The 17,720-nt window shown below is 44.2% G+C and carries 10 protein-coding genes; 6 read left to right on the top strand and 4 right to left on the bottom strand.

Features of this window, described 5'->3' with window-relative positions:
• Positions 1–4 precede the first annotated feature (4 nt).
• The 4 genes from GO495_RS06925 to GO495_RS06940 all read right to left on the bottom strand — a co-directional run bounded on the left by GO495_RS06925 (position 5) and on the right by GO495_RS06940 (position 8,379).
• Positions 5–3,679 carry a SusC/RagA family TonB-linked outer membrane protein gene (locus GO495_RS06925; protein WP_157298942.1) on the bottom strand — a complete coding sequence of 1,225 codons (3,675 nt, stop codon included), beginning with the start codon at positions 3,677–3,679 and terminating at the stop codon, positions 5–7.
• Between the two features lie 110 nt (positions 3,680–3,789).
• On the bottom strand, positions 3,790–4,953 hold the full coding sequence (locus GO495_RS06930; RefSeq protein WP_157298943.1) for a FecR family protein: 1,164 nt from the start codon (positions 4,951–4,953) through the stop codon (positions 3,790–3,792).
• A 77-nt stretch (positions 4,954–5,030) separates the two neighbouring features.
• Positions 5,031–5,621 carry a sigma-70 family RNA polymerase sigma factor gene (locus GO495_RS06935; protein ID WP_157298945.1) on the bottom strand — a complete coding sequence of 197 codons (591 nt, stop codon included), beginning with the start codon at positions 5,619–5,621 and terminating at the stop codon, positions 5,031–5,033.
• A gap of 373 nt (positions 5,622–5,994) precedes the next feature.
• Positions 5,995–8,379, bottom strand: a complete 2,385-nt coding sequence (locus GO495_RS06940) for an ABC transporter permease (protein ID WP_157298946.1) — start codon at positions 8,377–8,379, stop codon at positions 5,995–5,997.
• Positions 8,380–8,795: 416 nt separating this feature from the next.
• Between GO495_RS06940 and GO495_RS06945 the strand changes: the two genes are divergently transcribed.
• The 6 genes from GO495_RS06945 (at position 8,796) to GO495_RS06970 (ending at position 17,710) form a co-directional block, all read left to right on the top strand.
• Entirely contained in the window at positions 8,796–10,031 is a 1,236-nt protein-coding gene (locus tag GO495_RS06945; RefSeq protein WP_157298947.1) for an aspartate aminotransferase family protein, read from the top strand.
• Between the two features lie 10 nt (positions 10,032–10,041).
• Positions 10,042–11,067 carry a zinc-dependent alcohol dehydrogenase gene (locus GO495_RS06950; protein ID WP_157298948.1) on the top strand — a complete coding sequence of 342 codons (1,026 nt, stop codon included), beginning with the start codon at positions 10,042–10,044 and terminating at the stop codon, positions 11,065–11,067.
• Positions 11,064–11,747 carry an HAD family hydrolase gene (locus GO495_RS06955; protein ID WP_157298949.1) on the top strand — a complete coding sequence of 228 codons (684 nt, stop codon included), beginning with the start codon at positions 11,064–11,066 and terminating at the stop codon, positions 11,745–11,747. The genes GO495_RS06950 and GO495_RS06955 overlap by 4 nt, the downstream gene beginning before the upstream one ends.
• 10 nt (positions 11,748–11,757) lie before the next feature.
• Positions 11,758–12,906, top strand: coding sequence for an MFS transporter (locus GO495_RS06960; protein WP_157298950.1), 1,149 nt, complete (start codon positions 11,758–11,760; stop codon positions 12,904–12,906).
• Positions 12,907–12,936: 30 nt separating this feature from the next.
• Positions 12,937–13,317 (top strand): hypothetical protein, encoded by a 381-nt coding sequence (locus GO495_RS06965; protein ID WP_157298951.1) that lies wholly within the window; start codon positions 12,937–12,939, stop codon positions 13,315–13,317.
• A 73-nt stretch (positions 13,318–13,390) separates the two neighbouring features.
• Entirely contained in the window at positions 13,391–17,710 is a 4,320-nt protein-coding gene (locus GO495_RS06970) for a CusA/CzcA family heavy metal efflux RND transporter (RefSeq protein ID WP_157298952.1), read from the top strand.
• Positions 17,711–17,720 lie beyond the last annotated feature (10 nt).

Consider the following 17,720-nt stretch of genomic DNA (forward strand, 5'->3'; position numbering starts at 1 on the left):
TATTTTAAAATGATAAATTGATACTACCAGTGTAGGTAGGTCTTACTGATAAATTTATGTTCGGAGATTGGCCTGATTGTGCCGGATCCTGTCCTTTCAATAAGTGGTTGGTGATCGTGAACAGGTTAGTACCCGTGATGCTGATATAGGCAGATGCGAAACCTAACTTCCGGATCATTTTTTCCTCAAAGTTGTATTTGAAAGACGCTGACTGCAGCTTCAGATAGTTGGCACTTACCAGCCTTACATCCGAGTTGTCATACATGTCGTATACACTGCCGGCAAATGAGTAGGCACTTGCCGGATAAATGTTCCACCAGGGAGTGTTCAGGTTGTTGGTAGCCTGCAGACCAGGTATGTTGGTGTAATTTTCATCACCCGGGCGGCGCCATCTGCGTACAAATTCTTTACGCAGGTTCTGTTGTGGATAGGCTATAGTAGAAGCATACCCGGAAGCTATTTTCAGCATCCTGATCTTGTTACCCAGGGAATAGGTGACATTGCAGGACAGACCAAAATTACGCCAGCCAAAGTAGTTGGAGATGCCACCCTGTATAAAAGGCTCCCTGCGGCCAGACTCGCTCATGACTGACAGGTATACATCCTCCTTTTTCATCTGGGAATACTTCTTATTGTACTCATCTGCCAATTCGGGTTCTGCACCATAAAAGATCGGGGAACCATCCACAGGGCTCAGGCCTTTAAATTTATAAGAGTAAAAGGTATTGATCGGTTTGCCCGACAGCTGTATTGAACCATCCAGGAAGTTATTGTAGGTGATATTGTCCACCAGCACATTGTTCCTGTTATTGATAGCCCTGTTCAATACCTTGTTCAGCACCTGGCCCAACTGAGGGTCTATACGCCAGACAAAACCACGTTTTGAACTACCCAGCGCTGTATTGTCAATTGCCTTTATAGACAGGGATACTTCTATACCTTTGTTTTCAAGAGTACCGCTGTTGATAACATATTTTTCTACACCATTGATCTCAGACACTGTTTTGTCCAGGAATGCATCTTTTGTTCTCTTATAGAAATAAGCAAATGAACCGTTCAGTTTACCTTTCAGGATCGAAAATTCCACACCCGCATTAAATGATGATGTCTTTTCCCATTTAAGATCAGGATTAGGGTAATTTACAATGTTGGCATAGGTTTCATTATAGTATGGATTCGTACTCAGGTTTTGCCGGATCACCATGTTGGCAGACTGACCTGGCAACATATTCCCTTGCCAGCCCCATGAACCCTTTAGGGCCATGTCATTGATCCAGGCTACATGACTGAGTACATCCTCTTTCATATTCCAGCGGCCAGACACTGCCCAGATAGGCAGGAAGCGGTTATTGGTCCTGGAACCAAATAGATTTGATTGTTCACCCCTGATATGTACATTCAGCATATACCTGTTATCATAAGAATAACCTGCTGTACCAAACCAGGCAAAGTCATTTGCAAGCTGGCGGTTAAAGTAACCCAAAGCAGGTTTAGAGGACATCCACTGCTGATAATATCCTGAGTAGGTAGTAGGGACAATATCAAAGTACCCACCCATTTCAGGGAAATAGCCTCTCCTGGTAATGTTGAATCCATTGTAGGCATTGGATTTAACTTCGACACCACCGGTAGCTGTTAAGGAATGTTTGCCTGATTGTCCTAATGTGGTCAGGTAATTCACCTGCAAGCGGCCGGTATAATTCCTGTTGCGCGTATCTTCCTTTTGCATTTCTCCTCCTACAGGAGCCAGGTCCCACCTGGTTGTCTGATCCGCACGCAGTTTGAAGATATAATAGGTATTTTTGGTATAGTACATTTCCCTGGCGTTGCTGCTCACACCAACGGCGAAGGTACCTTCCACATCTAATCCTTTCATCACCCGCCATCTCAATAAGGCCCTGATATTGGCAGAAATGAGATCGGTATGATCATTACTGTTGTCACGCTCATTCAGGATATTGTAATTATACTTGAGCAATCCATTTGTCTGCGGATAATAGAACAGGCTGCCATCATCATTATAAGCCGGAATAGTACGGCTGGTATTGTAGGCATAGTTCATGATGCCCACGTCAGAAGGGGTATAATTCTTTACCTGGTAGCTACCGTTGAATGCGATCTGTGCCATAAACTTCTTATAGTCAGCAGTAACATTCAGCATGGAGGAGTAGCGCTTGTTGCTTTCTCCTTTGATCACACCATTTTCGTTGAGGTAGCCGATGGAGGAGTAATATTTTATATCACTGGATCCCCCGGAGAGGTTTAAAGTATGGTTCTGTGTAAAGGCATCCTGTGTAAGCAATCCCATCCAGTCGGTGTTCACATTGGCATAATAATCACTTAAGCGTTTGAATTCGTTATAATCGATCTTGCCTTCGTAGTAATCCTGCAGGGCTCTTTCATAACCTGACCACTGGGTGATATTGTTATACTGCATGCCACGCTCCACCATTTCTTTAGACACATCCATGCGTTCCCGGGAGGTCATCATATACATGCTCCTGTCTGAATATCTTGGGCGCCTGGAATAGCCGGTTGACAGGTTATAAGATATCATAGGTTTACCAGGTTTCCCTTTTTTGGTAGTGATCACGATCACACCATTACCAGCTTTTGCACCATACAGGGCAGTCGCAGAGGCATCTTTGAGCACATCTATCTGCTCAATATCTTCCGGGTTCAACCCTGCAATGGCATTACCCAGCAGGTTCACAAAATCGAGGTCATTGATCTGCTGCGGATCTACATTGACAGGATCGGTCAGCACGATTCCATCAAGCACCCAGAGTGGTTCCCGGTTACCAAGAATGGTGGAGGTACCCCTGATCCTCAGTTTGGGAGCAGCGCCCACCTGGCCGGAATTCTGCATGAACATCATACCGGGTACCCTGCCTTCGAGCATTTTGTCGATGGTATTTATACCCGGCGTCCTGATATCATCCATCTTGATCGTGGTGACTGCACTGGTGAGATGGCGCCTGTCTATTTTCAGGTAACCTGTGTTGACCACCACATTCACCTCATTAAGATCCGCAGTTGCAAGCGCCAGTGTGACTACCCTGGCCCGCTGGGCACCAATCTCCATATCCGCATACCCCAGCAGATGTATCTGCAGCTTATCATTTGCATACTTACCCGGAATGGTGAATTCCCCGTTCTTGTTTGTCCTGGTACCAAAATTGGCATTCTTAACCTTAATAGCTACCGCTTCCAGTGGTATGCCGGCTTCGTTGGTGATACGGCCATTTACATCCGACTGTAAGGCCGGATCCTGGTCACTGACTGCCGCATTTTTTTCCGTGATGATGATCAGACCATCCCTGATCTCGTAGCTCAGTGGTTGTTCTGACAGGAACTTTTGCAGGGCACTGGAAAGTGGCTCTTTTACCAGTTTCAGCGTGACCGGCCGGGTCTTTTTCAAAATACGGTCATTGTAGGAAAAATCGTACCTGGTCTGTTTGCTGATCTCTTCTGCCACCTGTACAAAAGGAGCGTTCTTTACATTCAAAGTGACTGTCTGCGCCTTTAAAGACGCAAACAGTTGTAGGATAAGAAAAGGGATCAGGATAGCAAGAAATTTTTGCGGAAAAGATAATGTGCTACCATCATAGTTCTTTGTCGAATGCTCACAGTACAGCACATACCTTCCTTTGTCCTTAAGAGAAAGGAAATAGCCCATAAATAAATAGTTGGTTTTTGGTTGATTATAAGTATAAGGTTCCCTATGGCTGACGTGGTATACACACGCAGCTTCCAGTGAAAAGCCAATAAATGATTTTGGTGATCTTACTAATGCATTACGCTAACATTCCTCTCCTTTACTTCAAATTTTATATCCCCTATTTTTTCAAGTGCATGCAGCACCGTTGACAATTTTTTATCTCTTCTTATAGATGCATGAATTTTAATATCTGCAGGCACTCCTGTGTAGTCCACATCCAGGTCATACCACCGTTCTATCTGGCGAAGTACCTCTACCAATGGAGTAGCCCTGAACCGGAAGTCTCCATCTTTCCAGGCGGTGTACAATGAAACATCTACCACTGCCACATCAAAATTTGCTTTATCCAATACCGCCTGTTCACCAGGATGCAGTTGTAACGGTGGCTCTCCTTTCCTGGTGTCTACTTTCACACTTCCGGTTACCAATGTGGTCACTGTTCTGCCCTCGTCCTGGTAGCAGTTAATATTAAATTCAGTACCCAGTACCTGAATATCCTGTTTGGGTGTATGTACGATAAATGGTTGGGACGCATTTTGCGCTACTTCAAAATATGCTTCACCATGTAGCGTTACTTCACGGTCTTTCCCATTAAATGTGGTGGGATAGGATATTGAAGAGGCTGCGTTCAGCCATATTCTTGTACCATCACTTAGTGTTACCCGGTATTGTCCCCCTCTTGGAGTACTTAATGTTACTTGCCGGATGACCTCATTTACAGGCAGTATATCACCATCTTTATAGCGAATACTATCCTTGTTTACCACGATCTCTTCCTGCCCGTTGTTCAGTTGATACACCACTCCATTTGATGTGGTGAGTGTGGCACGATTGGTACCCGGTGGTATATCAAGATTTGCATATTGCGAGGTAGCAGGGTGTTGCCCCGCAATTTGACGGTATATATAAAACCCGGATGACAATACCAGCAGTAATCCAGCTGCCGCAGCAGCGCCTTTCCACCAGGACATCCGTTTATATTTTTGCGCAGGTGTCGTCATGCCCATTCGCCGCTCAATTCCCCGCCACGCCATATCTTTAACTACTGCGGCTCTTGTTGCCAGCGGTGAAGACACAACTGACTCTTCTGAAAGATAGGTTGTGAGTAAGACATCCTGCTTTTCCTGGTTTTGCTGATCCTGGAAAAAATCATACAGATGGGACAATTCCTGCTCGGTAATTGTCTCTTCAATATATTTTTTGAATAGTTCCTCTATATTATTGTTTTCCATCTTCGCAAACAGTCCTGTTAGTGCCTAATTACAAATAGATACACACGAGAAATAAAAAATAGCACCCCCCGGAAAAATTATTTTTCAAAAAAAAGTGGAATTAGTACGGCAAGGATATACATGTTTTTATATTTTAATATCTTTTTTAACTGTTTATTAGCCTCTTGTATGTGATGATTGATGGCTGATGAACTGATATTTAACTGGCTGCTTATTTGCTGGTAGCTTAGGCCATCTATTTTATGCATGATATATACCTCCCGTTGCCTTGGAGTTAGTTTATTTAATGCTGCCTGCAATAATTCTTTAGCTTCGGATTGATTAAAAGATTCCTCTATCGGGTTATGACTTTCATCCGGGTTGATCTGCCTGCGCATCAGCTGGTCATATACGTTTCTTCTATATACGTTCTTGGAAAGATTGGCTGCAATTTTATATAATAAAGCCCCAAAACTAAGTTCAGGATTGATTGTCTGCCGGATTTCCCATATCTTAATAAACAGATCCTGCAGCACATCCTCTGCCAGTTCTTCTGACCGTAGCAATTGTATAAGCCTCGCAGCCAGCCGCGGGGCATAGGTCTCATAGAGCCCTTTAAAAGCAAATTCATCCCCATCCCGCAGCCTGCGCAATAGCTCCTTCTCATCTCTGATGTGTATGATGTTCACTTTTCTAAGTAATATTTCCTTGAAATTATAAAAAGTAAAAAATAAAAAGCTAAATTTTTATGAAGACTCGAAAGAAAGAGCCGGTTTTTCAAAAAAAATATAAATTTCTACAGATACGGTAATTTTATTCTTAGGTGGTAAGTATTTCTCGGATCAACAATCTTTGGGTCTCTATAGGAAAGTTTTCGTTTCTCAGGGAACTAAAGTTTATCTGCGCCGATTCCTCCTGAAGCACCGGTAATAAGAATAACTTTCCCTTTTAAACTGCTCATATTTTATTTATTTATTCAAAATTATAAACAATAGACGGGATGGTTGTGGTGAGTCTTTAGGTATTAAAGCTACAGATCTCTTTATTAAAGTATTCTCTATTTCACTCTATTTTCAAACTCTTCACCGGGTTCCCCAACGCCGCCTTTATCGTTTGCAAAACGATCAGCACCCCGGTTATCGCAGCCAGTAATATAAGCGTAAGGACAAATGGTGTGGCCGTAATATCTACCCTGTACACATAGTCATCCAGCCATCGTTTCATGATCAGATAAGCTACGGGACAGGCAATTACACCTGCTATTGCAATCACCAGCATAAACTCTTTCACAAACAATGTGACAATACTGCTGATGGAAGCTCCCAGTACTTTCCGGATACCGATCTCTTTAGTACGTTTCTGGATACTTAGAGAGATCATGCCCATCACACCTAAAAGCACAATAATGAAGGAGAGGAGGGTAGCTGTATAGGCGGCCTGTTTAAGCTGTATTTCCGTCTTATACATCCTGGCAAGGCGGTCGTCCATGAATTTATATTCAAAAGGGGTACCTGGCATCAATGCCGCCCATTTCTTTTGTACCGCAGCTATAGAGCTGGTGCCTTTGAGCTTAAAGGAAAAATACCGGAAGATAGTATTGAGCTTCAGATGGACGATAAGCATCGGCTGTACCGCCTGTTGCATAGTGGTAAAATGGAAATCTTTGGTCACACCCGCTATTGTAAATATCGTGCCCGAAGATTTGTCTTTCAACTGCCTGCCTATTGCCTCTGTAGGATTAGCAAACCCTAATGCTTTCGACATGGTAGCATTGATCACCACCTTACTGCTATCGACCGGGTCATTGAAAAAACGGCCGCTCTCCATGGGAATACTATAGGTGTCTGCATAATATGCGTCTGTAGTCAGCAGATAAGATGCAACGGACGTATTAGAATCGGCTTCTGCCCGGTGAATGCTCAAACTGCCAGAGTTAGCGCCATCAGGAACTTCATATGATAATGTTACATTCCTGACTTCCGGCATATCCGCAAACTGATTGCGTATTCCCCGCATACGGTTGACACCTGCAGGTGTCCAGTCTCTCGGTACCTGTGCAGAAACGATATACTCTTTATTATACCCCAGGTCTTTACTGAAGAATAACTGTACCTGTTTGGTAATGATAAATGCGCCTATCAGCACAATCGCTGCTGTAAAGAACTGAAAGGCTACCAGCGATTTCCGTAACAATACATTTTCCTTCACGGTCTTTAATCTTCCTTTCAGGGAATCCACAGATTTTAAGGAAGATAACACAAAGGCCGGATACAGTCCTGCTGCGAGGCCGGTAGCAAGGATCAACAACAATGGGAAAGCAATAAAATATAAAGGAAAAGAACCAGGGAGTTTCTTATTCAGCATCTGCCCGAAAGCAGGACTCGCCAGTTGATAGATTACAAGCGCCAGCAATGCAGAAAAACAAACCAGTATAGTGGATTCTATCAGGAACTGCCATATCAGTTGCCGTCTCAATCCTCCTAATACCTTGCGCATACCGATTTCCTTCATTCGCGAAGAAGACCGGCTGACAGACATATTAATGAAGTTGATCACCGCCATTAACAGGATAAATAAAGCAATGGCAGAAAGTGTAAACAACATCCGTTTTACCAGGTTATTGTTTTTTTCCAGATAATAACTCTTCAAAGGAAGAAGAAAAGCATGGAGGTTTTCCTGCGTGTCCGGAGATGTATTTGTTTTTAATAAAGTGGCAATAGGTTTTTCCAGACTGGCAGGTGTAATACCGTCCTGCAACTCTACATAACCTACAACAAACCGATTGTTCCAGTTATCTATATTTCTTCCAAAAAAAGAAAGTGCACTGAGGGGAAGATAAAAACAATTTGCATTATCATCATCCAGACTGGATACAGAATTCTCTCCGGGTATCTTTATCACTGCTGTAACCAGGAAGTCATGTTTGGAACCTGCAAAGTTTTCCAGTGTGATCGCTTTCCCGGTCACATCCGTAACACCGAAATATTTTTTAGCCAGTTCATCTGTCAGTACTATGGAAAATGGATCATTCAATGCTGTCCGCGCATCACCATACAATACCTTAAACCCGTACATGTTGAGTAAGGTACTGTCGCCCACCTGTAACCCCTGCCTGAAGCTCTTTTCGCCGGCAGTAGCATTGGTAGTGATACCGTCAAAACGATAATAATTCTTTACCAGTGAAGGATATTGTTCTTTTAATGCTTTAGGCAACGCACCAATAGTCGCCAGATCATACCCCATATTAGGGTCTTTCCATTTGCTGTGGATAATATAATGATTGCCGGCATTTTTCAGATGGACATTCACCTGCAATTCACTCCATACATAAGCCATGATCAGCATCGCAAAAGCAATACCCGTTGCCAGCCCGATGATATTCAATAAAGAATAGAAACGGCTCTTGAGGATATTCCGCCAGGCGATCATGATGTAGTTCTTCAGCATGTGGGTTGTGGATTTTGGGAAGAATGATATCAAACAAAATGCCGTGTTTTTATTAATTGATAATGAATTGATTATGATCTGATAAAAATAGAGAACTGTCCGCTTATGATACATGCGCTGTTCAGTTATGAGCACGTATTTTAAGCGTAGTACCGTATACGTAATGAATGGTTTTTGTCCATTTTATAGCACATAAATCATTTTAGCAAAACAAAAAAAATAAAATATTGAGAATGGGTTCTACTTTTAGATAGTATTTAACCCATATAAAATTCCATTAGCCAATTTGAACGTTATCTTATGTAACCTTTAATGTCACTTTATTCATGTAAACCCGAAAATGTAAAGACACGACTATGTCTTAAAGGAAACTTATTGCCCTCAGAATAATTCCACAATCCTAAAATCATCTTTCCATGTCCAGTAGTGTCCATTTCACTAAAGGTAAAGGCATACGCCTCTACACGCCCCAGAATGAAGAGTACATCGATGCCGTATCCGGTACATTTAACCTTGCATTGGGTTATAGTCACCCGGAATTAGTAGACGTACTCAAAACACAGGTCGAAGACCTCATCCATGTCTCATCTTCCTTCACAGGAGAACTTGCTCAAAACGTATTAGACAGTATTCTCGATCATGCGCCGGAACACATCACAGACGGCTGGATGCGGGATATTATCGGTTCTACTGCCAATGAAGGCGCCGTGAAAATTGCCAACAAGTACAACGGTAAAAATGAAGTGATCAGTCTGTCCATGTCTCACCACGGACAAACCCTGTTCGCTACCAGTATTTCCGGCAATGCTTTCCGCCGTAAGTCTTTCTCCAACACCATCTCCACACAGAGTGGTATCGTTCCTGCTCCCTATTGTTACCGCTGCCCGTATTCCGCCAAGGGTGCGCCTGAATGCGGCTTTTTATGTACCGAGGCCATCCACGATTATGTACAGTATTCCAGCTCCGGTAATGTTTCCTGCCTGATCATAGAACCTATCCTGGGCAATGGTGGTAACATCATCCCGCCTGAAGGTTATTTCGAAAGGATCAGGAAGATCTGTGATGAACTGGATATCGTACTCATCGCTGATGAAGTACAGACAGGCATTGGCAGAACTGGCCATATGTTTGCCAGTGAGCATTACGATATTCAGCCAGATATCATCACGCTGGCTAAAGGACTGGGCGGTATCGGTATCCCCGCGGCTGCTATCCTGTACCGCGCGGAATATGCAGTGCTCGAAAAGTTCGAACACTCTTACACGTCAGGTGGTAACCTGTTATCCCTGACTGCCACTCAAAAAACGATGGAAGTCGTTTCCCGGGAAGGGTTCCTGGAAGATGTCCGCACAAACGGGAAGGTTCTCGGGGAACTGCTGAATACCCTGAAAGAAGACTATGGACATATCATCGGTGATGTGCGTGGTATCGGTTATATGTGGGGACTCGAGATCGTTGATAAAGACGGTGCGCCTGATGTAGATCTTTCCAACAAGATCATCGACCTGGCACTCACAGATCATAAAATGATTTTAAGAGGATCGCGTTATGGCTTCGGCAACGTCGTAAAAGTAAGACCAGCTCTCACCGCTACTCTGGACGATATAGAAGAGATCTATCTCCGTTTGGACAAATTATTCAGTCAGTTATAAACTCACCCTCATGAAAGCAATCGTATATAACAACCCCTGGGATATCAGGATAGAAGAAAAGGAAGAACCGGCTATCATTCTGCCGGATGAAGTAATCGTGGAAATACGCGCTACCGGTATCTGCGGTACAGACCTCAGCATTATTTCAGGAGAATACCTCGCCAGGCCACAGGTCATCATCGGACATGAATCTGCGGGTGTGATAGTGGAAAAAGGAAAAGGCGTAGATAACTGTAACGTCGGCGACCGTGTGATCATAGACCCTACATTCTACTGCGGTTACTGTGATAACTGCCGCAAAGGATTACGCAATCATTGCCTGCTGAAATCTACTACAGAAGCTGGTGTGTCCATCGATGGTACTTTCACCCGCTACTTCAAAACTACCCAGCGCTTCATTTATGGTTTACATGATAACATCCCCTTTGAACAGGGCGCTATGTCTGAACCATTGAGCTGTGTGTTAACTGCTGTAAAGAAACTGGCGGTGAACCCTTTCATGCGGACTGCCATACTCGGTGGCGGCCCTATAGGTCTGCTGTTCTACATGGCATTGAAACAACATGGTATCCAGGAAGGCGTGATCTATGAAACATCAAAGAACAGGATTAAACTGATAGAACAGAATAATGTTCTCTCTAAAGGCTGGCAGGTGGCGCCGGAATTCATCCCGCAGAAAAACCAATACGACCTGATCATTGATACTACCGGGAGCTTGCTGGAAAAATCCATGCTGGCGATCGCTGATGGCGGAAAGATATCCCTGATGGGTTTGCGTAATAATCAACAGACCATCAACCCCCGCGAAATAGCGGACAGAAGTATCTCCATCATCGGCTCCATCGATTCACAGGATACTTTTAAACATGCGGTAGACCTCATCAACAGTGGCAGACTGGAACTCGAAAAGATCATCACCAATGGCTACAGCCTGAATGATTTTACGACTGCAGTGAAAGACCTCGGTTGTGATGTGGGCAGCAAACAACGGAACAATAATATCTCCAGTCTTAAATCTTTTATCTCAATAACATGAAATACATCATCTTCGACATAGACGGTACTTTAACAGATACCACTGAAATAGACGATCATTGTTTTACACAGGCGATAGAAGATACCTTTGGCTTCTACGACTTTGAAACAAACTATGGGCATTATAAGAATACCACTGATTCTGGTATCATAGACCAGCTCTTCCGCGAAAGACTGGGCCGTTCTTACAACTCAGCAGAACAACACAAATTCATCCTGCATTTTTGTTACTTATTGGAAGAGGCTTATCAAAGGAAACCTGACTGTATCCGTGAGATCAGCAAAGCGGGCAGGATCATCGGACTCCTTTGTCAGCAGGAACATCTCAGCATAGGACTGGCTACAGGGGGCTGGCGCGAATCCGCTTTATTCAAGTTACGTTGTGCCGGCATCAATATTGATGGATGTACAGCAGCTTCTTTTGCCCAGGACGCCATGGCCCGCCATGATATCATCGGACATACTATCCGCAGGATGAATATAAAACATCACCGGGAACAGGACCTTTCTGATATCGTGTACATAGGAGATGGCAACTGGGATTACCTGGCTACTATTGAATTAGGTATCCGTTTCATCGGTATAGAAAATAAAAGACTCGCTCATCTGAATGATATCATAAAGATTGCTGATTATGACGATTTGCATCAGCATATCGGCCTGATGCAGCACATTGATTAAAATAGACACTATGTTTCCTCTGACCATTGATATGAAACGGTCTTACCGTATCGCTACCAGCATCTTTTTCTTTATAGCAGGCCTGACTTATTCAAGTTGGGCCTGCCGTATTCATGATATAAAAGCACACTTCGGCCTTAACAATGCGGAACTGGGCAGCGTATTATTCTCTCTTCCCGTAGGACTGATGATCAGCTTACCCATCTCGGGCTGGATGGTCACCCGTATCGGCAGCAGGAGAGTCCTCATCACCGCAGGTCTCTTTTTTCCTTTCATGCTTTGTATGATCGGCATTACCACACAAATCTGGCAACTGGTCGTCGTACTATTTCTGTTCGGCTTCATGAACAACGTATTCGAAATTGCCATGAATACCCAGGCCGTAGGCATAGAATCCTTATATAAGCGTTCTATTATGGCTTCCTTCCACGGGCTCTGGAGCCTGGCAGGTTTTGCCGGCATCGGTATCGGGACCCTGGCAATCGCCTTAAAATGGCCAATACATGTACATTACATCATTATCGGGATCATATGCTGGATATTGGTATTAATATGCTGGAAAAACTTACTGCCGGAAGATGAGGTCTCTGAAGAATCCCAGCCTCTCTTCGCAAAACCAGACAGTCATATCTTAAAACTGGGATTAATAGCCTTTGCCAGCCTGGTAACAGAAGGTACTATGTTCGACTGGAGCGGGGTATATTTTCAGAAGATCGTCAACGTCCCCGAATCACTGACCACCGTAGGGTACATCGCCTTCATGGGCACAATGGCCGGAGGACGCTTCGCTGCAGATAACATCGTGACCCGTTTCGGTGTGAAACGTGTACTGCAATGCAGTGGTATCATCAGTACCAGCGGATTGCTACTGGCAATACTATTCCCCAACATATACACGGCTACACTGGGCTTCCTGTTAGTCGGTATCGGGGTCTCTTCCGTAGTACCATTAGTACTGGCATTAGCGGGCAAATCCAAGACACTGCCCCCTGGAGTCGCCATCGCGGCCGTATCCACCGTAGGCTTCCTGGGCTTCTTATTAGGCCCGCCGTTAATAGGCTTCATTGCAGAAGCTTTTGACCTGCGCTGGTCTTTTGCATTGATATCCATCCTGGGTTTCGGTACAACATTACTGGCATCTAAAATTAAAAAGGAATAATCCACCAACTTATTTTTTATCTTTGCTCCTGTGAAAAAGACAGGAGTCTACATATTATTGTTGATTTTCATCTTACACAATACCGCTTTGGACCAGATATTAAAGCTGCCGGTATTAGTGGCGCATTACCATGAACACCAGCAATTGAATGGAGATATCAGCATCATGGATTTCCTGTGTATGCACTACTGGGGCAAAGACATAAGGGATAAAGACTATGAAAGGGATATGCAGTTACCCTATAAAACAGTTGATATCCATACCATCACACACTCCTTCATCCCCCTCGTAAGAACGACAGATATAAAATTTAATGATATTCAGTTGGAGGAGATCGTATATCCCCTCCTGAAGAATAATTACATGCCGGATCCGGCATTGTCCGCCCTTTTCAGACCTCCCCAGGCTTAAACTTTCTATATATATTTTAATTGCGGCCATAGAAAAATGACCGTGCATTTTCATATGAAATAACGAGAAGGTTATGCTAAATAAGATCATTGGCTTTTCTGTAAAGAATAAGCTGATAATAGGACTATTTGTATTAGCACTGATAGGATGGGGAGCATTTGAAGTAACACGACTGCCAATAGACGCAGTCCCCGATATTACCGATAACCAGGTACAGGTCATCACCGTATCTCCTGCATTGGGTGCGCCCGATGTGGAACGACTTATCACATTCCCTATAGAACAATCCTGTAGTAACATCCCCGGATTAAAACAGATCAGGAGCTTCTCCCGTTTCGGATTATCCCTGGTTACCATCGTATTCAATGATGAAACAGATGTTTACTGGGCCAGACAACAAATCAGCGAACGCCTGCAACGGGTAGAGATCCCGCAAGGGGTCGGCTCTCCGGAAATGGCGCCTGTTACTACAGGGTTAGGGGAAATATACCAGTACGTAGTTAGGCCCAAACCCGGCTACGAAGGGAAATACGGGCCTATGGAACTGCGCACTATACAGGACTGGATAGTACGCCGCCAGCTGTTAGGTACACCCGGAGTGGCAGATGTGAGTAGTTTCGGGGGAGAATTAAAACAATATGAAATAGCCGTAAAGCCAGAGCAGCTAAAGGCCAGCAATGTCACGATCGCTGATGTGTTCGATGCCCTGGAAAGGAATAACCAGAATACCGGCGGAGCCTACATTGAAAAAGGCCCTACCGTATTATATATCCGCAGTGAAGGCTTAACAACTGGCATAGAAGATATAGAAAAGGTAGTCGTAAAAACGCTCGATAACGGCATTCCGATACTCATCCGCGATATTGCCGAAGTACATTATGGTGCAGCTATCCGTTACGGGGCCATGTGTTATAACGATAAAGGAGAAGTGGCCGGGGCCGTTGTCATGATGCTGAAAGGAGAAAACTCTTCTGCTGTTATTAAACGCGTAAAAGTGAAAGTGGCGGAAATACAAAAATCCCTACCGGAAGGCGTAGTCATAGAACCATTCCTGGACCGTACCAAAATGGTGAACAACGCCATCAGCACCGTAGAGACGAACCTCATGGAAGGGGCCCTGATAGTCGTCTTTGTACTGGTATTCTTCCTCGGAAATCTCAGGGCTGGATTAATTGTTTCTTCCGTTATCCCCCTGTCCATGTTATTCGCTATCATCCTGATGAACAAATTTGGAGTAGGCGGTAATTTAATGAGTTTGGGTGCAATAGATTTTGGATTGATAGTAGATGGCACCGTGATAGTAGTAGAGGCGATCCTGCATAGCTTCTCTCACTCCAACAAAGGATTGCTGACACAACAGATGATGGATGAGGAAGTTAACGCTTCTACAGGTACCATGATCAAATCTGCTGTATTCAGTCAGATCATCATCCTCATCGTATATTTCCCTATCCTCTCCCTGCAGGGTATTGAAGGAAAAATGTTCAAACCGATGGCCTTTACCGTGGCTTTCGCTATCCTGGGGGCTTTTATCCTGTCCATCACTTATGTGCCAATGATGAGCGCATTATGCCTGAATAAAAAGATCAGCCATAAACGCGGACTGGCAGACAAAATGATGGCCTGGTTAGAAAGGCGCTATCAGCCGGCATTAAAAAGAATGTTGCAATTACCTAAGACCATCATCGCCGTTACACTGTTATTATTTGTTATAGCTATATTCATATTAGGAAGAATGGGTGGAGAATTCATCCCTCAGTTGGAAGAAGGTGATTTCGCTGTGGAAACCCGCCTGCTGACAGGTAGTAATCTGCACACTACCATTAACGCTACGCAACAGGCGGCAGGTATCCTGCTCAAAAAATTCCCGGAAGTGCAGAAGGTAGTCACCAAAATAGGGAGTGCAGAAATTCCCACAGATCCAATGCCACTGGAAGCCAGTGATATGATGGTCATTCTGAAAGATAAAAAGGAATGGACGTCCGCACATTCTTTCGATGAACTTGCAGGTAAAATGACCAAAGAGTTATCCGTCATACCCGGTATTAACGTTGGTTTCCAGTTCCCCGTACAGATGCGTTTTAATGAACTGATGACCGGGGCCAGGCAGGATATAGTATGTAAGATATTCGGGGAAGACCTGGACTCACTGGCTTTATATTCCCACAAGCTGGGCGACTTAATAAAAACAGTAAACGGTACCATCAATATGTATGTAGAAACAGTAACCGGCATGCCCCAGGTGGTGATCCACTACGATCGTGATGCTATGGCTAAATATGGCCTGAATGTTAGCGATATCAACCGTGTGGTAAACACGGCTTTCGCAGGACAAAGCACCGGCATGGTATACGAAGGTGAAAAACGTTTTGATATGGTCGTACGCCTGGCAGGTGAATCCCGTAAAAACATGTCAGACATCCGTAACCTGCTGATCCCCACCCGGCAGGGCATACAAATCCCCCTGGAACAGGTTGCTACTGTAACAGAAACAGAGGGCCCCAATCAGATACAAAGGGAGAATACCCGTAGAAGAATTATCGTGGGCTTCAATGTAAGCGGGCGCGACGTACAATCCATCGTTACAGAACTACAGCAAAAGGTTACACAGCGGTTAAAACTGCCTGCCGGATACTCCATCGTATACGGTGGTTCCTTTGAGAACCTGACGGCGGCTAAACAACGTTTATCCATCGTAGTTCCCGTGGCGCTGCTCATGATATTTTTACTGTTATACTTTGCCTTCGGATCTGTAAAACAGGGATTACTTATCTACACCGCTATCCCCTTATCGGCTATCGGAGGCATTTTTGCCCTATGGATCAGGGACCTGCCGTTCAGTATCTCCGCCGGTGTAGGTTTCATTGCTTTATTCGGGGTTGCAGTGCTCAACGGTATCTTACTGGTCTCCGAATTTAACAAGCTGAAAAATGAAGGCTGGGACGATATCAGGAAAGTGGTGATACATGCTACCAAAACAAAACTCAGAGCGGTATTAATGACCGCGCTTGTGCCATCCCTCGGCTTTATCCCTATGGCGGTAAGTACCGGGGCAGGGGCAGAGGTACAAAAGCCTTTAGCTACCGTAGTTATCGGTGGACTGATCGTTTCTACCATGCTTACCCTCTTCGTATTACCTGTATTATACATTCTTTTTGAAAAAGGGTTCAGGTTCTTTAAGCCTGCTGTTATGCTGTTGATACTGATCTTACCTGCAACACTGAAAGCTCAGGATAAAGTCTCATTGCAGCAATCTTTGGATATGGCGATGAAGAACAACCTGCAGTTAAAAGCTTCGAGGCTGGGTGAACAGTATTACCGGTCATTGAAAAAGAGCAATCTTGATATTGATAAAACATCTGTGGTAGCTGAATATGGTAAGATCAACAGCGTCGCTAACGATAACCGCTTCAGTATCTCACAGGGCATCCAGTTCCCTTCTGTGTACAAACACCAGCGGAGTATCAACAATACCAATATCTCCATCAGTGAACACACCACAAAACTCAAAGAGAACGATCTGAAAGCAGCGGTGAAACAATCCTTTTATGCGTTGCTGGTGATGCAGCAGAAAGAACGTTTATTAAAGGAGGCAGACAGTATCTACACAACTTTCCTCCAAAAGGCGGAACTGAAATACAAAGCAGGGGATGTAGACGCACTGGAAAAGGCCACCGCAGAAAACCAGCGACTGCAAATTGCCAACCAGCTGACATTACTGCAAACAGATTATGAACAGGAATTGAACCGCTTCCAGGTATTCTTAAATGCACCGGGAGCAGTACCTGCTAACGACAGCATTCTTTACCTGTTACCGGCCATTCCTAATACCGTAGAACATACACCCTTAATTGAACTACGGCAACAGGAGTTGCTCCGCAGTACCCAGGAATACAAACTGGAAAAGAGCAGGTTACTTCCTTCATTTAATCTTGGGTATAACAATACCAGTATTATCGGTTATCAACGCATTGGTACAGAAGAAAAGTACTATGGGGGAGGAGACCGTTTCTCTTCTGTGAATGTAGGCATTGGTATCCCTTTGTTTGCTTCGGCACAACGTTCCAGGATCAAAGCATCCAATATGCTCATTCAGCAACGTCAGCAGGAAATAGAGGCTACCCGCCAGCAGTTGAATACCGAATTACAGAATGCCATACGCTCTTATACCCGCAACAGGCAACTGATAGATACCTACAATGCTACTATCCTGAAAAATGCAGGGGTGATCATTAGCGGTGTTACTAAACGCCTGACCAGCGGAGAAATAGGTTACCTGGAATGGGTCATCCTGGTAAACCAGGCACTGGAATTACGCAGTAATTACTTTGCGGTAGCAGATCAGCTGAATCAATCAGCTTTTACAGTAGAGAAACTGAGTGGCATTAACTAAATCAAAAAAG

Origin of the sequence: Chitinophaga oryziterrae, from assembly GCF_009758125.1 — a bacterium.
Taxonomy (GTDB): domain Bacteria; phylum Bacteroidota; class Bacteroidia; order Chitinophagales; family Chitinophagaceae; genus Chitinophaga; species Chitinophaga oryziterrae.

What these genes read in the sequence shown, in the direction of transcription:
- GO495_RS06925 (WP_157298942.1), bottom strand. Translation starts at nt 3,679, where the DNA reads ATGGGCTATTTCCTTTCTCTTAAGGACAAAGGAAGGTATGTGCTGTAC.
- GO495_RS06930 (WP_157298943.1), bottom strand. Translation starts at nt 4,953, where the DNA reads ATGGAAAACAATAATATAGAGGAACTATTCAAAAAATATATTGAAGAG.
- GO495_RS06940 (WP_157298946.1), bottom strand. Translation starts at nt 8,379, where the DNA reads ATGCTGAAGAACTACATCATGATCGCCTGGCGGAATATCCTCAAGAGC.
- GO495_RS06945 (WP_157298947.1), top strand. Translation starts at nt 8,796, where the DNA reads ATGTCCAGTAGTGTCCATTTCACTAAAGGTAAAGGCATACGCCTCTAC.
- GO495_RS06950 (WP_157298948.1), top strand. Translation starts at nt 10,042, where the DNA reads ATGAAAGCAATCGTATATAACAACCCCTGGGATATCAGGATAGAAGAA.
- GO495_RS06955 (WP_157298949.1), top strand. Translation starts at nt 11,064, where the DNA reads ATGAAATACATCATCTTCGACATAGACGGTACTTTAACAGATACCACT.
- GO495_RS06960 (WP_157298950.1), top strand. Translation starts at nt 11,758, where the DNA reads ATGTTTCCTCTGACCATTGATATGAAACGGTCTTACCGTATCGCTACC.
- GO495_RS06970 (WP_157298952.1), top strand. Translation starts at nt 13,391, where the DNA reads ATGCTAAATAAGATCATTGGCTTTTCTGTAAAGAATAAGCTGATAATA.